We start from the raw sequence: 16,872 nt of genomic DNA, 5'->3' as shown, positions 1-16,872 counted from the left end.
TCGTCAGGAATCTTCCATGCGTTTTTGTAAATTCTTGCTTGTGAGTTGTTTGTCAGTGGTCAGCCTGGTCAGTCAAGCCGAAACCGTCAAAGGCCTTTATCAGGTGCGCGAGCCGGTGAATGGCCAGTCGCCCGAGGAGCGTGACCAGGCGACTCAGCGTGCATTGGACACTTTGGTGTTGCGCCTGACCGGCGACCCCAAGGCTGCTCAAAATCCGGGGCTGGCGGCAATTCGCAAAGATCCGCAACAGATCATCAGCCAATACGGCTTTGAAGCCGGTCCGCCGGAAGTCCTGAAAGTCGATTTCGACCCGGGTACCACCGAGCAGGCCTTGCGCCGAGCGGGCCTGGCCCTGTGGGGAGCCAATCGGCCGTCGATCCTCGGCTGGTGGCTCAACGATACCACCGAGGGTTCAAGCCTGGTGGGCGACGGCCAGGCCAGCGCGGCGCCGCTGCGTCGGGCTGCCCAGCACCGGGGCTTGCCATTGCGCTTGCCATTGGCGGACCTGAACGAACAGATCGTCGCGACCGCGCCGAATCTGGAAGGCGCAGATTCCGGCCCTTTGCTTGCGGCATCGGAACGCTACAACGCCGACGCCCTGCTCGCGGTACACGCCAAAGAGGAGGGCGGGCAGTGGCAAGCCAAGTGGCAATTGTGGCTGGGGGATAAAAAGGAGGCAGGCAGCGTGCAGGGCGCCGATCAGGCCGCCGTGGCCGATGCGGTGATGCTGGCGGTCAATGAGCGCCTGGCGCCGCGGTTTGTCGCCAAGCCCGGTGCCTCGAGCGCGCAATTGCTGGAAGTGCAAGGCATGAATCTTGAGCACTACGCGGCCCTTGGGCGCTTGCTGGAGCCATTTGGCGGGCGCGTGCAAAGCGTCGACGGCGACCGGATCGTCTACCGGGTCAATGGCAGCGCCGAGCAGTTGCGTGCGCAACTGTCGCTGGCACGGTTGCAGGAAGCGCCGGCGGCTCAGGCACCGACTCCGGCAGTGCCGGTTCAGCCGGCCGCCGGTGGTGCGGTGCCAGCCCCGGCACCTGCGCCAGCGGCGACACCGCAACTGCGGTTTCGCTGGTAGTTTTTCTCTCTTTATATAGAAGCAATGGAGTGGTTCATGGCCGATACGCGGCGTTGGTTCTGGCTCGGTGGGGTGGTCCTGCTTTGTGTTTTTGTCTGGTTGTTGCATCCGATCCTGACGCCGTTCCTGGTGGCCCTGCTGTTGGCCTATCTGTTCGACCCGCTGGTGGATCGACTGGAGAAGGCGGGGCTGTCTCGAACCTGGGGTGTCGTGGCGGTGTTTGCCCTGGTGACATTGATCCTCACTGCGCTGCTGTTGGTCCTGGTGCCGTTGCTCGCCCGGCAGCTGTTTCGTTTGTATGAGCTGGCCCCGCAGATGCTCGACTGGCTGCAGCACACGGCGTTGCCCTGGGCGCAATCGAAGTTCGGCCTGTCGGAGGGCTTCTGGAAGTTCGACAGGCTTAAGGCAGCCATCGGCGAGCACATGAGTCAGACCACCGATGTTGTCGGCGTGGTACTGAGTCATGCCACTGCCTCGGGGCTGGCGGTGATTGGCTGGCTGGCGAATCTGGTGTTGATCCCGGTGGTGAGCTTCTACCTGTTGCGCGATTGGGACCTGATGATGGCCAAGGTCCGCAGCCTGCTGCCCCGTGATCGTGAGGAGCGCGCGGTGTCGCTGGCGGGTGAGTGCCATGAAGTGCTCGGAGCGTTCATTCGTGGCCAGTTGCTGGTCATGGTGGCCCTGGGGGTGATCTACGCAGCAGGCCTGATGCTGGTCGGGCTGGAGCTGGGCTTGCTGATTGGCGTGATTGCCGGTCTGGCGGCGATCGTGCCGTACATGGGGTTTATCATCGGCATCGGTGCGGCGCTGATTGCAGGGCTGTTCCAGTTCGGTGGTGATCTTTACCCGATGCTCGGCATTGTCGCGGTGTTCATGGTCGGCCAGGCGCTGGAGGGTATGGTGCTGACGCCGTTGCTGGTCGGTGACCGGATTGGTCTGCACCCGGTGGCGGTGATTTTCTCTGTTCTGGCCGGGGGTGAACTGTTTGGCTTTACCGGTGTGCTACTGGCATTGCCGGTCGCCGCGGTGATCATGGTGCTGGTGCGTCATGTGCAAGATTTGTATAAGGATTCCGATATCTACGGGGGCGCCGACGAACCGCAGCTGTAAAAGGTGTCGATGGGCGATGGGGAGCTGCCTCGGGTTCGTGCCGGGTCAGCCTTATTACACAGCGCGACTGTCACATGCACCGCCAAAGAAACTGTCATAAAACCGGTGCGTTAACGCAAACCTTTGATTTTGCTTGTGGTCTATCGCATTGTGCGGCCCGCTTCACGGGTATAAACTTCGCAAACTTTACACAGAGGCCACTAACGGTTCCTTTGGAACTGTTCAGTCAGCATGAAACCGATTCAGCTGCCCCTAGGTGTGCGTCTGCGTGACGACGCCACCTTTATCAACTACTACCCAGGCGCCAATGCCGCTGCACTCGGCTATGTCGAGCGGCTATGCGAAGCCGACGCCGGCTGGACCGAAAGCCTGATCTACCTTTGGGGCAAGGATGGGGTAGGGCGTACGCACCTGTTGCAGGCTGCCTGCCTGCGCTTCGAGCAATTGGGAGAGCCTGCGGTGTATCTGCCGCTGGCCGAGCTGCTCGATCGCGGTATCGAGATTCTCGATAACCTTGAGCAGTACGAGCTGGTCTGTCTCGATGACCTGCAGGCAGTTGCCGGCAAGGCGGACTGGGAAGAGGCGCTGTTCCATCTGTTCAATCGCCTGCGCGACAGCGGCCGGCGCCTGCTGATTGCCGCGTCGACATCCCCGCGCGAGTTGCCGGTGAAGCTGGCGGACCTCAAGTCGCGCCTGACCCTGGCCTTGATCTTCCAGATGCGTCCACTGTCCGACGAGGACAAATTGCGTGCCTTGCAATTGCGCGCATCCCGTCGCGGACTGCACCTGACCGATGAGGTCGGGCATTTCATCCTGACTCGCGGTACCCGCAGCATGAGTGCGCTGTTCGAGCTGCTTGAGCGTCTCGATCAGGCCTCCCTCCAGGCTCAGCGCAAGCTGACAATCCCGTTTTTGAAAGAAACCCTCGGCTGGTAAACCCGCTGAAAACGGGGCTTTTAGCCGGTTCGGCATATTTCAGGCGCCAGGAATTGCGCTTTCCTGCAAGGTTGCAGGCCGCGTGTCTGTTTAAAATGGGCTTAAGCGCTTAGATGTAAACGAGAAACCAATAAGTCACAAAAAGATTGATTGAATTTGCAAATGAGGTCGATAGCGGGCATAGTCTCGACTTCTTTACAACTTCAGCCACGGTCGTGCCCATGCTAAATCGCTTCGCACCCCTCGTGCCTCTCGCACTCGTCACCCTGTTGTTCGGTTGCGCTGCCCACACTCCAGTGGCCCAGCAAGCGCCGCAACAGCAGGTTCAAAACTCGGCCACTGCCCAGTCTTCCGCCCTCTTTCAGGAAGAGCTGGCCACCGAAAAAGAACTCGCAGACTTCGCTGGCGGCAAGTCCTACCAGCTTCCAGTCCTGGCCGACAGCATCCTCGAACGCGGCATGTCCCTGATCGGTACCCGTTACCGTTTTGGCGGCACTTCTGAAGCCGGTTTCGATTGCAGCGGTTTCATCGGTTACCTGTTCCGCGAAGAAGCGGGCATGAACCTGCCACGCTCCACCCGCGAAATGATCAACGTGGACGCTCCGCTGGTCTCGCGCAGCAAGCTTGAGCCGGGCGATCTGCTGTTCTTCGCAACCAACGGTCGTCGTGGTCGCGTCAGTCACGCCGGGATCTACCTGGGTGACAACCAGTTCATCCACTCCAGCAGCCGCCGCAGCGGTGGTGTGCGCATCGATAGCCTGGGCGACAGCTACTGGAGCAAGACCTTCATCGAGGCCAAGCGCGCCTTGGCGATGGCACCTAACGCGTCGCCAATCGTCACTGCCCGCAAATAAGTGCACAGTTTGTAGGGTGAACTTAAAGTCTTACTTGAAGTTTGCCCCATAACAGCTAAAATCCTGATGTATGAATGATGGCAAACCGCCTGCGTCCCGCGCAGGCGGTTTTCTTTTCTGCACTCCCGGCAGAAAAAGCCGCAGCCAGATCAGGATGCTCTGCTTATGACGACGTCGGCCCGCCTCGCAATCATGTTCTTCGCCGCGCTGCTCAGTGCCTGCGCCAGCCGCACACCGCCTCCCGCGCCGGTGGTGCGCGCGCCCATCGTGTTTGGTTCCCCGCAAGCTTTTTCGCCCGAAGCGGAAGACGTGCTGTTTCGCGCGCTCGGCCTGGTGGGTACGCCTTATCGCTGGGGTGGCAATACGCCGGATTCCGGATTTGATTGCAGCGGCCTGATCGCCTATGTGTATCGCGATGTCGCCGGTATTGCCTTGCCGCGCACGACTCGCGAGATGATCTCCATGCAAGCGGCGAATGTCGGCAAGGAAGGCCTGCAAACCGGCGACCTGCTTTTCTTCGCCACCAATGGCGGTTCCCAGGTCAGTCATGCCGGGATCTACGTGGGAGAAGGGCGTTTCGTCCATGCACCGGCCACCGGCGGCACCGTGAAGCTCGACAGTCTGTCCAAGGCCTATTGGCAAAAGGCTTACCTGAGCGCCAAGCGTGTTCTGCAGCCTGAACATCTGGCGCGCAACCCGTAACGTCCGGAGCTGTTGCTCATGACTGCTCGCACGCTGAATCTCGACGACGCCCTGTATCAATACCTGCTAGATGTTTCCCTGCGCGAAACGCCACTGCTCAAGCGCTTGCGCGATGAGACCCAGGCGCTGCCGATGGCACGCTGGCAGGTGGCGCCGGAGCAGGGACAGTTTCTCGCCTTGCTGGTGAAGCTGACAGGCGCCAGACGCTTGCTCGAAGTCGGTACGTTCACCGGTTACAGCGCGCTGTGCATGGCGGCGGCATTGCCGGCTGGAGGTTCGCTGATTTGCTGTGATATCCCCGGCGACTACAACGCCATCGCACGGCGCTACTGGCAGGAAGCAGGACTCGCCGGGCGCATTGACCTGCGCCTGGCACCCGCACTGGAAACCCTCGCCGAGCTTGAACGGCAAGGACAGGCAGAGCAGTTCGACCTGGTGTTCATCGATGCCGACAAGGCCAACTACCCGAGTTATCTGGAGCATGCCCTGCGTTTACTGCGGGTCGGTGGGCTGGCGGTGTTCGACAACACCCTGTGGAGCGGGCGCGTGCTTGAGACCAGCCCCGAGAGCGCGGACACCCGGGCGATCCAGGCGCTCAACCTGGCGTTGAAGGATGATGTGCGGGTGGATCTGTCGTTGTTGCCGTTGGGTGACGGGCTCACACTCTGTCGCAAACGCTAGAACCCTGTGGGAGCGAGCCTGCTCGCGAATGCGGTGTATCAGTCACAAAACTTGTCGACTGACCGTGCGCATTCGCGAGCAGGCTCGCTCCCACAGGTGAGGCGAATTACTTGAGCGCCGACACCCGCCACACCTTGTTCCCCACATCATCAGCCACCAGCAGATCGCCCTGCCGGTCGATCACCACGCCCACCGGGCGGCCCATGGCTTCTTCCTTTTCGTTGAGAAAGCCGCTGAGCACTTCAATCGGTTGTCCCGCAGGTTTACCTGCGCTGAACGGCACGAAAATCACTTTGTAGCCACTGTGGGGTTTGCGGTTCCAGGAGCCGTGCTGCCCGATGAAGGCCCCTTGGGTGAACGGTGCCGGCAGCTTGCTGTTTTCAGCGAAGGTCAGGCCCAGTGATGCCGTGTGCGGGCCGACGGCATAGTCCGGAGCGATGGCCTTGGCCACCAGGTCGGGGTTTTGCGGCTCGACGCGAATATCGACATGCTGGCCGTAGTAGCTGTACGGCCAGCCATAGAATGCGCCGTCCTTGACCGAGGTGATGTAGTCCGGGACCAGGTCGCTGCCGATTTCATCCCGCTCGTTGACCGCAGTCCACAGCGCGCCACTGTGCGGTTCCCAGGCCATGCCGTTGGGGTTGCGCAGGCCGGCGGCGAAGATCCGGTGCTGGCCGGTGGCACGGTCCACTTCCCAGATCGCTGCGCGACCCTCTTCCTTGTCCATGCCGTTTTCCGCGACGTTGCTGTTGGAGCCCACGGTGACGTAGAGCTTGCGGCCGTCCTTGCTGGCGATGACGTTTTTGGTCCAGTGGTGGTTCAGCAGGCCACCCGGCAGGTCGACCACTTTGACCGGCGGCGACTTGATCGACGTATCGCCGTTTTCATAACGGAATCGCAGCAGGCTGTCAGTGTCGGCCACATACAGGTCATTGCCGACCAGGGTCATGCCGAAGGGCGAGTTGAGGTTTTGCAGAAACACCGTGCGGGTTTCCGCGACGCCATCGTGGTCCTTGTCGCGCAGTAAGGTGATGCGGTTCGCGCTGGGCACCCTGGCACCGGCACGGCCCATGACTTTCTTCATGACCCAGCCGCGAATGCCTTTGCCATCTTCGGGTTTGGGGGGCGCGTTGGTTTCCGCCACCAGCACGTCGCCGTTGGGCAGCACATAAAGCCAGCGGGGGTGATCCAGGTCTTCGGCAAAAGCGGCCACTTGAGTGCCTGCGGCGGCGACGGGTTTCGCGCCCTGTGGCCAGCCGATGGCCGGGGCGATGTTCAGAGTCGGGATCAGGGTTTTGTTGGGGGGCGGCAGTTGAGGTGAAGGGCCGGTGCCGTCGGAGACTTGCAGGCCGGCGGTCTCACTACAACCGGCGAGCCCTCCGCAGATCACGATAACGAGAACGAGCGGGGGCGTGCGCATACGGGTGTTCCCTATGAATGCCTTGTTCTAATCATAGAGACGCGTTGTCGTCCAATGGTTCAACCCCTAGCCACGTGCTTCCTTGAACAGCACCGCAATACCGGGGTGATAGTTGCCAGCTTCATTGCGCAACTTGCGGTAGGCATACGGGAAATACCAGGCGACCGCGCAGGTGTGTTCCTTTTGCAGGTCGTCGACCATGTCCTGGAGTTCTTCCGGTGTCGCGCCTTGCTGGGCTTTTTGCGGGGCGACGAACAGGCAGCCGAGTTTCAGGTCGCTGGCGTGGCTCAGGCGCTTCGCATCGCTGGCGATGTCGAACAGGGCCTGGGTCAGATTGAGGCTGTTGACCCGTGGCCAGCGCTGGCTGGTCTGGATGTAGGCGCGGGTTTCGGGCGAGGCGAGGAACAGATCGGCGCGGCTGTTGCGTTCGCCTTCTTCGGTCTGCTTGCGGGTGGGTGTCTGTTGCAGTGTGACCATCTCGGCCATCCAGGCGGCGGCCGACAACAGTCCGAGATTGGCTTTTTCGTCGTGCCAGTAGGGGGTGTCGCCATCACCGCGGACGGCGTTATAGCGGTCGATGCATTCGAACCAGCGCTCTAGCACAGGACGCAGGAATTCCAGCTTTGGATTGCTGATGATCATGCCTTGCATGGACTCACCCTTATTATTGTGTTGTGAGGTTATGGCTCTTTGATATCACTGCTGAGGGCGAGGCACAAGATTGACGTCAGTTTTTTGATTGACGACCGTTATTCGGCGGGTGGCCTCCCGGCTTTAATTGACGCTCCACCCCCAACCCTCTAACCTTCGCGGCTTGTTTCAGGTGCTCTGTGACTTGGGTCGACAGAGTGAAACAGGGAAGCCGGTGAACGCGTTCTTCTGTTGGTTGAAGACCCGCCATTCCGGCGCTGCCCCCGCAACGGTAAATGAGTGAAAACTGTGTCTGATGCCACTGTGTCGATTCGATGCGGGAAGGCGCACAGTCTGGCTTCACGCCACTCATGAGCCCGGAGACCGGCCTGATTCATCCAGCGGCATCACGGTGGGCGATGCCAGGCTTGTTGCCTTCTATTGCTGTGCCTGCCCGCCGTTATTCCTGTCTCAACGGAGAGCTCCCCCATGACTGATACCCCCGATCGTGACGAACGCCACCTGGCGCGCATGCAGCGCAAAAAAGCCGTGATCGACGAGCGCATCGCCAATTCCCCGAACGAGTGTGGTCTGTTGCTGGTGCTGACCGGCAACGGTAAGGGCAAGAGCAGTTCGGCCTTCGGCATGCTCGCCCGCGCCATGGGGCACGGCATGCAATGCGGCGTGGTGCAGTTCATCAAGGGCCGCAACAGTACCGGCGAAGAGCTGTTCTTCCGGCGCTTTCCCGAGCAGGTGCGTTTTCATGTGATGGGCGAAGGGTTTACCTGGGAAACCCAGGACCGTCAGCGCGACATCGCTGCCGCTGAAGCTGCGTGGGCGGTGTCCCGGGAACTGCTGCGCGATCCGTCCATCGGCCTGGTGGTTCTGGATGAGCTGAACATCGCCCTCAAGCACGGCTACCTCGACCTCGATCAGGTGCTCAGCGACTTGCAGGCCCGGCCGCCGATGCAACACGTGGTGGTCACCGGGCGTGCCGCCAAGCCGGAAATGATCGAGATGGCCGACACGGTCACTGAAATGGGCATGATCAAGCACGCCTTTCAGGCCGGGATCAAAGCGCAGAAAGGCGTCGAGCTGTGAACCAGCCTCGTCATTGCCCGGCGGTACTGATTGCTGCGCCGGCCTCCGGCCAGGGCAAGACCACCGTCACCGCGGCGCTGGCCCGATTGCATCGCAATCAGGGGCGCAAGGTTCGCGTGTTCAAGTGCGGCCCCGACTTTCTCGATCCGATGATCCTCGAGCGTGCCAGCGGTGCACCGGTGTATCAACTGGACATGTGGATGGTCGGCGAGCAGGAGAGTCGCCGGTTGCTGTGGGAAGCCGCCGCTGAAGCCGACCTGATCCTGATCGAAGGCGTCATGGGGCTGTTCGACGGTACGCCGTCGAGCGCCGATCTGGCGCGGCATTTCGGTGTGCCGGTGCTGGGTGTGATCGACGGCACTGCCATGGCCCAGACCTTTGGTGCACTGGCCCTGGGGCTGGCGCGTTATCAGCCGGACTTGCCGTTCGCCGGCGTGCTGGCCAATCGCGTCGGCACGCTGCGCCACGCGCAACTGCTCGAGGGCAGCCTGACTGAAGGATTGCGCTGGTACGGCGCGTTGTCCCGGGAAACCGGGATTGAACTGCCGAGCCGACACCTGGGGCTGGTTCAAGCCAGTGAGCTGAATGATCTCGACCTGCGCCTCGATGCGGCAGCCGATGCCCTGGCCAACAGTTGCGAGGTCGCGCTGCCACCGGCAGTCGAGTTCGCCGCCCCCGATGTCATCGTCGCCGAACCGCTGCTGGCCGGTGTGCGCATTGCTGTGGCCCGTGATGAAGCCTTTGCGTTCACCTACGGTGCGAGCCTGGATTTGCTGCGGGCGATGGGCGCCGAGTTGTCGTTCTTTTCGCCGATCCGCGACCGCCAATTGCCGGAGGCGGACAGCCTGTATCTGCCGGGCGGTTACCCGGAGCTGCACCATGTCGCGCTGGCGCAAAACACCGCGATGCTCGAGGCGATCCGCGCCCACCACCAGACGGGCAAACCCTTGCTGGCCGAGTGTGGCGGCATGCTGTATCTGCTCGACTCCCTGACCGATGTCGAGGGCACTCGCGCCGAACTGGCGGGCTTGCTGGCCGGTGATGCGGTCATGCAAAAGCGCTTGGCCGCGCTGGCGTTGCAAGCGGTGGCACTGCCGGAAGGTTCGCTGCGCGGGCACACCTATCACCATTCGCTGACCAGCACTGAACTGGCGCCGATTGCCCGAGGCGTGAGCCCGAATGGCGGGCGCGGCGCGGAAGCGGTTTACCGTGACGGGCGGATGACTGCCTCTTATGTGCACTTTTATTTTCCGTCCAATCCCTCGGCGATTGCCGCGCTGTTTGCGCCGGACCTTGAAGCCGCCATCGCTGGCAAGCCAGCTCCTACAATGGATCACCTAACCCCTGTAGGAGCTGGCTTGCCAGCGAAGAGGCCATGACCGACAACGCATTCACCGAAGCCGAACGCGCAGCGGTCTACCGCGCCATCGGCGAGCGCCGCGACATGCGCCACTTCAGTGGTGGCAGCGTCGAGCCCGAGTTGCTCCAGCGCCTGCTCGAGGCTGCGCACCAGGCACCCAGCGTCGGCCTGATGCAGCCCTGGCGCTTCATCCGCATCAGCGATCGCGCCTTGCGCGGGCAAATCCAGGAGCTCGTGGAAGAGGAGCGCGTGCGCACCGCCGAAGCCCTCGGCGAGCGCAGCGACGAGTTCATGAAGCTCAAGGTGGAAGGCATCAACGATTGCGCCGAGGTACTGGTCGCCGCACTGATGGACGACCGCGAGCAGCATATCTTCGGCCGCCGCACCTTGCCGGAAATGGACATGGCCTCGCTGTCCTGTGCCATCCAGAACCTGTGGCTCGCGTCCCGCGCCGAAGGGCTGGGCATGGGCTGGGTGTCGCTGTTCGAACCCCAGGCACTGGCGGACCTGCTGAGGTTGCCGCCGGGAGCCAAACCGCTGGCGGTGCTGTGCCTGGGACCGGTGAAGACGTTCTACCCGGCACCGATGCTGGTGCTCGAAGGCTGGGCGCAGGCGCGTCCGCTGCATGAATTGCTGTATGAGAATTATTGGGGAGTGAGTCAATGAGTGTGGCGTTGTTGAGTGTCGCCGCGGTTGCGCTGGATGCGCTGCTGGGCGAACCCAAGCGCTGGCATCCGCTGGTGGCGTTCGGCCGTTTTGCCGATCGTATCGAACAACGTTTCAACGGCGGCGGTCGCGGCTGGCGCAGCCATGGCGTCACCGCGTGGGTGATCGCCGTGCTGCCGCTGGTGCTGTTGGTCACGGCATTCTCCTGGGCGCCTTATGTTGGTTGGATCGTCGAGATTCTCGCGCTCTATTGCGCCCTCGGCATGCGCAGCCTCGGTGAACACGTCACGCCGGTGGCCAAGGCCTTGCGCGGCGATGATCTGGATGAAGCGCGCAAGCGTGTGAGTTTTCTGGTCAGCCGTAAAACCAGTGACCTGGATAAAACCGAAGTCGCCCGTGCCGCCACCGAGTCAGTGCTGGAAAACGGCAGCGACGCGGTGTTCGCCGCGTTGTTCTGGTTTGCCGTGGCCGGTGCGCCGGGCGTGGTGCTCTATCGCCTGAGCAATACGCTGGATGCGATGTGGGGCTATCGCAATGAGCGCTTCGAACGGTTCGGCTGGGCGGCGGCGAAGATCGACGACGTGCTCAATTACATTCCAGCGCGTCTGGTGGCACTGACTTACGCGCTGCTGGGCAAAACCCGGCTGGCGTTGAAATGCTGGCGCACCCAGGGCCCGACCTGGGACAGTCCGAACGCCGGCCCGGTGATGGCGGCAGGGGCGGGTGCCCTTGGCGTCGAATTGGGCGGCGCGGCGATTTATCACGGCGAACTGCACCAGCGCCCGCAACTGGGCGAAGGCGTGCCGGCGGACGCCGACTCCATTGACCGGGGCTGGCAACTGGTCCAGCGCGGGGTATGGTTATGGCTGCTGATTCTCTGCCTGGGGGCCGAATTTTATGCTTGAGCACGGTGGACGATTGCGCAAGGCGGCGCTCGAATACGGCATAGATGAAGCCGACTGGCTGGACCTGTCGACGGGCCTTGCGCCCTGGTCGTTCCCGGTGCCGGATATTCCGCTGCGGGCCTGGGCCCGTTTGCCGGAGGCGGACGATGGTCTGGAACAGGCCGCCTGTGATTACTACGGCACCTTGCAGGCATTGCCGGTGGCCGGTTCGCAAATGGCGATCCAGCTGCTGCCGCGATTGCGGCGGGCGGGCAAGGTGGGGGTGTTGTCGCCGTGCTATGCCGAGCACGCCGAAGCGTGGCGGCGCAACGGCTACATCGTGCGGGAAGTGCTGGAGCAGGAAGTCGACTTCTTTATCGACAGTTTCGACGTGCTGGTGGTGGTCAATCCGAATAACCCCACGGGGCTGAGCCTCACCCCCAGTCGGCTACTCGACTGGCACACGCGACTGGCCCAGCGCGGCGGCTGGCTGGTGGTGGACGAAGCGTTCATGGATAACACGCCGCAACTGAGCGTGGCGCCGTTTGCCCATCAGGTCGGGCTGATCGTCTTGCGCTCCTTCGGCAAGTTTTTCGGTCTGGCCGGTGTGCGCCTGGGGTTTGTGCTGGCCGAGCGCAAGTTGCTCAAGTTGCTGGCAGAACAAGTGGGGCCCTGGGCCGTGAGCGGGGCAACCCGGGTAGTGGGGCAGGCCTGCCTGCGCGATACCGAGGGGCAAACGCGGCAACGGCAGCGCACCGAAGAGGCCAGTGAGCGCCTGGCGTCGTTGCTGCAGCGACACGGTTTCGAGCCCCAGGGCGGATGTGCGCTGTTCCAGTGGCTGATCACCGAACGCGCCGAAGCCCTGCATGAGTTCATGGCCCGGCGCGGCATTCTCCTGCGGTTGTTCACGCACAACAGCAGCCTGCGATTCGGCCTGCCCGGTGACGAAGCCGCCTGGGTGCGACTGGCGCAGGCATTCGAAGATTTCGCCAAGGAAAAGCAATGACCACGCTGATGGTGCAGGGCACCACGTCGGATGCCGGTAAAAGCACGCTGGTGACTGCGTTGTGCCGTTGGGCCACGCGTCAGGGCGTCAGGGTGGTGCCGTTCAAGCCGCAGAACATGGCACTCAACAGTGCGGTGACCGCCGACGGCGGCGAGATTGGCCGTGCCCAGGCGGTTCAGGCCCAGGCCGCTCACCTCGAACCGCACACCGATATGAATCCGGTATTGCTCAAGCCCAACAGTGACACCGGTGCCCAGGTGATCATCCATGGCCGCGCTGTCACGAGCATGAACGCCGTCGCCTATCACGACTACAAAAGCATCGCCATGCAAGCGGTGCTGGCTTCCCACGAGCGCTTGAGCGCGGCGTATCCACTGGTGATGGTCGAAGGCGCAGGCTCGCCGGCGGAAATCAATTTGCGCGCAGGCGACATCGCCAACATGGGCTTCGCCGAAGCGGTGGATTGCCCGGTGTTGCTGATTGCCGATATCAATCGCGGCGGGGTTTTCGCCCATTTGGTGGGTACCCTCGAACTGCTGTCGCCGAGCGAACAGGCGCGGGTCAAAGGCTTCATCATCAATCGTTTTCGCGGCGACATCGCGTTGCTGCAACCCGGTCTCGACTGGCTTGAAGAGCGCACCGGCAAACCGGTGGTCGGCGTGCTGCCGTACGTGATGGATCTGCATCTGGAGGCCGAGGACGGCATCGATCAACGCCAGGCCAATAAAGCCGAGCGGGTGCTGAAAGTCGTGGTGCCGGTGCTGCCGCGCATCAGCAATCACACCGATTTCGATCCGCTGCGCCTGCATCCGCAAGTGGACCTGCAATTCATCGGGCCCGGCCAGGCGATTCCTCCCGCCGACCTGATCATTCTTCCCGGTTCGAAAAGTGTCCGCAGCGACCTCGCGTACCTGCGGGCCAACGGCTGGGAAACCGCGATTGCCCGGCATCTGCGTTACGGCGGAAAACTGCTGGGGATTTGTGGCGGCCTGCAGATGCTCGGTGAGCAGGTGCATGACCCGCTGGGGCTTGAAGGGGCGCCGGGCTCCAGTGCCGGTTTGGGGTTGCTGGCGTTCCAGACCCGGCTCGAACAAGAGAAACAGCTGCGCAATGTGTGCGGTCGCCTGGCGCTGGAAGAAGCGCCGGTATCGGGTTATGAAATCCATGCTGGCGTGACCATCGGAGCGGCCCTGGAAAATGCCGCCGTGCATCTGGATGACGGCCGCTGCGACGGTGCGCAAAGTGCGGACGGGCAGGTTTTCGGCACCTACCTGCACGGGCTGTTCGAATCGCTGGCGGCGTGCAGCGCGCTGTTGCGCTGGGCCGGTTTGCAGGAGGTGCAGGACGTGGATTATCACGCCTTGCGCGAGCGCGATATCGAGCGGCTGGCGGATCTGGTGGAGAAGCATCTGGATACCGGGCTGTTGCGGCAACTCTGTGGGATTTGAGGCGTTTGTGCTGGCCTCAGCGAAAATTTCAAGGAAACAACCATGCTCCAACTGATCCTCGGCGGCGCCCGTTCCGGCAAGAGTCGCCTGGCTGAAAAACTCGCTATCGACAGTGCCCTGACCGTGACCTACATCGCCACCAGCCAGCCACTGGATGGCGAAATGAGCGAGCGGGTGGCCCATCACCGTGCCCGTCGTCCTGCCGAATGGGCACTGATTGAAGAACCCCTGGAACTGGCCCGGGTACTGCGTGAAAGCGCCCGTGCCGACCACTGCCTGCTGGTGGATTGCCTGACCCTGTGGCTGACCAACCTGCTGATGCTCGACGATGCCGAGCGCTTGCAAGCCGAGCGTGATGCCTTGCTGGACTGCCTGGCGTCGCTGCCGGGTGAAATCATTTTTGTCAGCAACGAGACCGGAATGGGTGTCGTGCCGCTGGGCGAATTGACTCGCCGCTATGTCGATGAAGCCGGTTGGCTGCATCAAGCTCTGGCTGAGCGCTGTCAGCGTGTCGTCCTGACCGTCGCCGGCCTGCCCCTGACTCTGAAAGGAACTGCGTTATGACTCAATCCTGGTGGCTGAACCCGTGCAGGCCGGTCGATACCCAAGCGCTCGAACAGGCCCAGGCGCGGCAACAGCAGCTGACCAAACCGGCCGGGTCCCTCGGTCAGCTGGAATCGGTGGCGGTGCAACTGGCGGGACTGCAGGGGCGGGTCAAGCCGAGTCTGGAACAGGTGTGGATCGCGATATTTGCCGGCGACCATGGCGTCGTCGCCGAGGGCGTGTCGGCCTATCCCCAGGAAGTCACCGGGCAGATGCTGCTCAACTTCGTCAGCGGTGGTGCGGCGATCAGCGTACTGGCGCGGCAACTGGGCGCTTCCCTTGAGGTGGTTGACCTTGGCACGGTGACGCCGTCGCTGAACCTGCCGGGTGTGCGTCACCTGAGCGTCGGCCCGGGCACGGCGAATTTCGTACAGGGGCCGGCCATGACCGACGCCCAAGGACAACTTGCTTTGCAGGCCGGCCGTGACAGCGTGCAGCGGGCGATTGCCAGCGGTGCGCAGTTGTTCATCGGTGGCGAAATGGGCATTGGCAACACCACCGCCGCCAGCGCCCTGGCCTGTGCCTTGCTCGATTGCCCGGTGGGCCATTTGACCGGGCCTGGCACTGGGCTCAACGCCGAAGGTGTCAGCCACAAGGCCCAGGTGATCGAGCGCGCCCTGGCATTGCATGGCGCACAGCGTGGCGATGCCTTGCAGACCCTGTTCAACCTCGGTGGCTTCGAGATTGCCGCGTTGGTCGGTGCCTATCTCGCCTGTGCTCAAGAAGGTGTCGCGGTACTGGTGGACGGCTTCATCTGCAGTGTCGCTGCGCTGGTCGCGGTGCGCTTGAATCCCGAATGCCGTCAGTGGCTGTTGTTCGGTCATCGCGGCGCCGAGCCGGGGCATCGTCATGTGCTGGAAACCCTGGATGCGCAACCCTTGCTCGATCTTGGTCTGCGGCTCGGTGAAGGCAGTGGCGCGGCATTGGCTGTGCCGCTGTTGCGTCTGGCGTGCGACCTGCACGGGCAAATGGCGACTTTCGCCGAAGCCGCTGTGGCAGATCGTCCGGCATGACCCTGCGCGTGGATCTGTTGCGTCACGGTGAAACCGAATTCGGCGGTGGCCTGCGCGGCAGCATTGATGATGCCTTGACCGACACGGGCTGGGCGCAGATGCGCGCCGCCGTGGTTGGGCAGGGGCCATGGGATCGGTTGATCAGTTCGCCGTTGCAGCGTTGTGCGCGGTTTGCCGAGGAACTCGGTGCACAACTGGGTGTGCCGGTGCAATTGGATAAAGACCTGCAAGAGTTGCATTTCGGCGCCTGGGAAGGGCAAAGCGCGGCGGCGTTGATGGAGACCGACGCGCAGGCGCTGGGCTTGTTCTGGGCCGATCCTTACTCGTTCACGCCGCCTCAGGGCGAGCCGGTTGCAGACTTCTCGACACGGGTGCTGGCAGCGCTGCAGCGTTTGCACGCGACCTGTACCGGTGAGCGCATTCTGCTGATCAGCCACGGCGGGGTGATGCGCCTGTTGCTGGCACACGCTCGCGGGCTGCCGCGAGAGCAACTGCTCAACGTTGAGGTCGGGCATGGCGCACTGTTTTCGCTGACGATGGAGTCCGATGGTTTATTGAAGGAAGTGCTCTGACCATGTTGCCATTCTGGATCGCCCTGCAATTTCTCAGCAGCCTGCCGATTCGCCTGCCCGGCATGCCTGAACCTCGGGAACTGGGGCGGTCACTGCTGTTTTATCCGCTGGTGGGATTGTTCTTTGGCGTGATTCTGTGGGCAGTGAACTGGCTGTTGCAGGGCGCACCGGCGTTGTTGCACGCGGCGTTACTGCTGAGCGTTTGGGTACTGCTCAGCGGCGGGTTGCATCTCGATGGCCTGGCGGACAGCGCCGACGCCTGGCTCGGCGGTTTTGGCGACCGTGAGCGTACGCTGACCATCATGAAAGACCCGCGCAGCGGACCGATCGCCGTGGTGACGCTGGTGCTGGTGTTGTTGCTCAAGTTCACTGCGTTGCTGGCGTTGATCGGGCAACCGAATTCGCTGGCCTTGATCATCGTGCCGTTGATTGGTCGCAGCGCCTTGCTCGGCTTGTTCCTGACCACTCCCTATGTGCGTGTCGGTGGCCTGGGGCAGGCCTTGGCCGATCATCTTCCGCGTTCGGCGGGCAGGTGGGTGTTGGCTGGCAGTGCACTGGCCTGTGTTTTGATTGCCGCTTTGAGTGGTGTGGTGGCGGTGGTGTTGGCGGTTCTCGGGTTTGTCTGGTTGCGGCAGGTGATGCTGCGGCGGCTGGGTGGCACGACGGGGGACACGGCAGGGGCAATGCTGGAGTTGCTGGAAGTTGCAGTGCTGGTAGGCTTGGCGCTGTTCTGATGGGGTTGTATTGAATGTTCTGGCCCCTTCGCGGGCAAGCCCGCTCCCACAGGGTTTCTGTTTTGTTGACAAAATGG

The 16,872-nt window shown here is 62.5% G+C and carries 18 protein-coding genes and 1 riboswitch; of the genes, 16 read left to right on the top strand and 2 right to left on the bottom strand.

Annotated features, from left to right (window positions below):
- Window positions 1–16: 16 nt before the first annotated feature.
- From CD175_RS17640 to CD175_RS17615, 6 genes are all read left to right on the top strand, one after another.
- The gene (locus tag CD175_RS17640; RefSeq protein ID WP_104449857.1) at window positions 17–1,075 is read left to right on the top strand and encodes a DUF2066 domain-containing protein; all 1,059 of its coding nucleotides are present in this window, start codon (window positions 17–19) and stop codon (window positions 1,073–1,075) included.
- Between the two features lie 36 nt (window positions 1,076–1,111).
- The gene (locus tag CD175_RS17635) at window positions 1,112–2,185 is read left to right on the top strand and encodes an AI-2E family transporter (RefSeq protein ID WP_104449856.1); all 1,074 of its coding nucleotides are present in this window, start codon (window positions 1,112–1,114) and stop codon (window positions 2,183–2,185) included.
- Window positions 2,186–2,416: 231 nt separating this feature from the next.
- Entirely contained in the window at window positions 2,417–3,121 is a 705-nt protein-coding gene (gene hda, locus CD175_RS17630; RefSeq protein ID WP_007898944.1) for a DnaA regulatory inactivator Hda, read from the top strand.
- A 221-nt stretch (window positions 3,122–3,342) separates the two neighbouring features.
- Entirely contained in the window at window positions 3,343–3,975 is a 633-nt protein-coding gene (locus CD175_RS17625) for a C40 family peptidase (protein ID WP_057715813.1), read from the top strand.
- 165 nt (window positions 3,976–4,140) lie between these two features.
- The gene (locus tag CD175_RS17620) at window positions 4,141–4,677 is read left to right on the top strand and encodes a C40 family peptidase (RefSeq protein ID WP_104449855.1); all 537 of its coding nucleotides are present in this window, start codon (window positions 4,141–4,143) and stop codon (window positions 4,675–4,677) included.
- Between the two features lie 18 nt (window positions 4,678–4,695).
- Window positions 4,696–5,358: an O-methyltransferase gene (locus CD175_RS17615; RefSeq protein ID WP_104449854.1), complete on the top strand. Its 663-nt coding sequence runs from the start codon at window positions 4,696–4,698 to the stop codon at window positions 5,356–5,358.
- Window positions 5,359–5,464: 106 nt separating this feature from the next.
- Here the strand turns inward: CD175_RS17615 and CD175_RS17610 are convergent, their stop codons facing one another.
- Entirely contained in the window at window positions 5,465–6,778 is a 1,314-nt protein-coding gene (locus tag CD175_RS17610) for a PQQ-dependent sugar dehydrogenase (RefSeq protein ID WP_104449853.1), read from the bottom strand.
- Between the two features lie 66 nt (window positions 6,779–6,844).
- Entirely contained in the window at window positions 6,845–7,429 is a 585-nt protein-coding gene (locus CD175_RS17605) for a hypothetical protein (protein WP_104449852.1), read from the bottom strand.
- A 153-nt stretch (window positions 7,430–7,582) separates the two neighbouring features.
- A riboswitch (cobalamin riboswitch) is annotated at window positions 7,583–7,815 on the top strand.
- An 82-nt stretch (window positions 7,816–7,897) separates the two neighbouring features.
- Here CD175_RS17605 and cobO point away from each other — a divergent pair.
- Genes cobO through CD175_RS17555 form a run of 10 tightly spaced genes read left to right on the top strand, consistent with a single transcriptional unit; the run spans window position 7,898 to window position 16,795 of the window.
- Complete coding sequence (cobO, locus tag CD175_RS17600) at window positions 7,898–8,509, top strand: cob(I)yrinic acid a,c-diamide adenosyltransferase (protein ID WP_007984541.1); 612 nt, start codon at window positions 7,898–7,900, stop codon at window positions 8,507–8,509.
- The gene (locus CD175_RS17595) at window positions 8,506–9,888 is read left to right on the top strand and encodes a cobyrinic acid a,c-diamide synthase CobB (RefSeq protein ID WP_104449851.1); all 1,383 of its coding nucleotides are present in this window, start codon (window positions 8,506–8,508) and stop codon (window positions 9,886–9,888) included. The genes cobO and CD175_RS17595 overlap by 4 nt, the downstream gene beginning before the upstream one ends.
- Window positions 9,885–10,535, top strand: coding sequence for a 5,6-dimethylbenzimidazole synthase (gene bluB / locus CD175_RS17590; RefSeq protein ID WP_104449850.1), 651 nt, complete (start codon window positions 9,885–9,887; stop codon window positions 10,533–10,535). The genes CD175_RS17595 and bluB overlap by 4 nt, the downstream gene beginning before the upstream one ends.
- A complete protein-coding gene (gene cbiB / locus CD175_RS17585) occupies window positions 10,532–11,440 on the top strand; it encodes an adenosylcobinamide-phosphate synthase CbiB (RefSeq protein WP_104449849.1) in 909 nt (302 codons plus the stop codon). Before bluB ends, cbiB begins: the two co-directional genes overlap by 4 nt.
- Window positions 11,433–12,425, top strand: coding sequence for a threonine-phosphate decarboxylase CobD (cobD, locus tag CD175_RS17580; protein WP_104449848.1), 993 nt, complete (start codon window positions 11,433–11,435; stop codon window positions 12,423–12,425). Before cbiB ends, cobD begins: the two co-directional genes overlap by 8 nt.
- Window positions 12,422–13,873 (top strand): cobyric acid synthase, encoded by a 1,452-nt coding sequence (locus tag CD175_RS17575; protein WP_104449847.1) that lies wholly within the window; start codon window positions 12,422–12,424, stop codon window positions 13,871–13,873. The genes cobD and CD175_RS17575 overlap by 4 nt, the downstream gene beginning before the upstream one ends.
- A 42-nt stretch (window positions 13,874–13,915) precedes the next feature.
- Complete coding sequence (gene cobU / locus CD175_RS17570) at window positions 13,916–14,437, top strand: bifunctional adenosylcobinamide kinase/adenosylcobinamide-phosphate guanylyltransferase (RefSeq protein ID WP_104449846.1); 522 nt, start codon at window positions 13,916–13,918, stop codon at window positions 14,435–14,437.
- The gene (cobT, locus tag CD175_RS17565) at window positions 14,434–15,489 is read left to right on the top strand and encodes a nicotinate-nucleotide--dimethylbenzimidazole phosphoribosyltransferase (protein WP_104449845.1); all 1,056 of its coding nucleotides are present in this window, start codon (window positions 14,434–14,436) and stop codon (window positions 15,487–15,489) included. Before cobU ends, cobT begins: the two co-directional genes overlap by 4 nt.
- On the top strand, window positions 15,486–16,061 hold the full coding sequence (cobC, locus tag CD175_RS17560) for an alpha-ribazole phosphatase family protein (protein WP_104449844.1): 576 nt from the start codon (window positions 15,486–15,488) through the stop codon (window positions 16,059–16,061). The genes cobT and cobC overlap by 4 nt, the downstream gene beginning before the upstream one ends.
- A gap of 2 nt (window positions 16,062–16,063) precedes the next feature.
- Complete coding sequence (locus tag CD175_RS17555) at window positions 16,064–16,795, top strand: adenosylcobinamide-GDP ribazoletransferase (RefSeq protein WP_104449843.1); 732 nt, start codon at window positions 16,064–16,066, stop codon at window positions 16,793–16,795.
- Window positions 16,796–16,872: the final 77 nt, after the last annotated feature.

It is taken from the genome of Pseudomonas laurylsulfatiphila, from assembly GCF_002934665.1.
GTDB classification, from domain to species: domain Bacteria; phylum Pseudomonadota; class Gammaproteobacteria; order Pseudomonadales; family Pseudomonadaceae; genus Aquipseudomonas; species Aquipseudomonas laurylsulfatiphila.
This window is presented reverse-complemented; position numbering and strand designations above follow the sequence as displayed.

Excerpts from the sequence above, each read along its gene's own strand:
- CD175_RS17640 (WP_104449857.1), top strand. The coding sequence starts at position 17 with ATGCGTTTTTGTAAATTCTTGCTTGTGAGTTGTTTGTCAGTGGTCAGC.
- cobO (WP_007984541.1), top strand. The coding sequence starts at position 7,898 with ATGACTGATACCCCCGATCGTGACGAACGCCACCTGGCGCGCATGCAG.
- cobT (WP_104449845.1), top strand. The coding sequence starts at position 14,434 with ATGACTCAATCCTGGTGGCTGAACCCGTGCAGGCCGGTCGATACCCAA.
- CD175_RS17575 (WP_104449847.1), top strand. The coding sequence starts at position 12,422 with ATGACCACGCTGATGGTGCAGGGCACCACGTCGGATGCCGGTAAAAGC.
- bluB (WP_104449850.1), top strand. The coding sequence starts at position 9,885 with ATGACCGACAACGCATTCACCGAAGCCGAACGCGCAGCGGTCTACCGC.
- cbiB (WP_104449849.1), top strand. The coding sequence starts at position 10,532 with ATGAGTGTGGCGTTGTTGAGTGTCGCCGCGGTTGCGCTGGATGCGCTG.
- hda (WP_007898944.1), top strand. The coding sequence starts at position 2,417 with ATGAAACCGATTCAGCTGCCCCTAGGTGTGCGTCTGCGTGACGACGCC.
- CD175_RS17615 (WP_104449854.1), top strand. The coding sequence starts at position 4,696 with ATGACTGCTCGCACGCTGAATCTCGACGACGCCCTGTATCAATACCTG.
- cobC (WP_104449844.1), top strand. The coding sequence starts at position 15,486 with ATGACCCTGCGCGTGGATCTGTTGCGTCACGGTGAAACCGAATTCGGC.
- CD175_RS17635 (WP_104449856.1), top strand. The coding sequence starts at position 1,112 with ATGGCCGATACGCGGCGTTGGTTCTGGCTCGGTGGGGTGGTCCTGCTT.
- CD175_RS17605 (WP_104449852.1), bottom strand. The coding sequence starts at position 7,429 with ATGCAAGGCATGATCATCAGCAATCCAAAGCTGGAATTCCTGCGTCCT.
- CD175_RS17625 (WP_057715813.1), top strand. The coding sequence starts at position 3,343 with ATGCTAAATCGCTTCGCACCCCTCGTGCCTCTCGCACTCGTCACCCTG.
- cobU (WP_104449846.1), top strand. The coding sequence starts at position 13,916 with ATGCTCCAACTGATCCTCGGCGGCGCCCGTTCCGGCAAGAGTCGCCTG.
- CD175_RS17555 (WP_104449843.1), top strand. The coding sequence starts at position 16,064 with ATGTTGCCATTCTGGATCGCCCTGCAATTTCTCAGCAGCCTGCCGATT.
- cobD (WP_104449848.1), top strand. The coding sequence starts at position 11,433 with ATGCTTGAGCACGGTGGACGATTGCGCAAGGCGGCGCTCGAATACGGC.
- CD175_RS17610 (WP_104449853.1), bottom strand. The coding sequence starts at position 6,778 with ATGCGCACGCCCCCGCTCGTTCTCGTTATCGTGATCTGCGGAGGGCTC.
- CD175_RS17620 (WP_104449855.1), top strand. The coding sequence starts at position 4,141 with ATGACGACGTCGGCCCGCCTCGCAATCATGTTCTTCGCCGCGCTGCTC.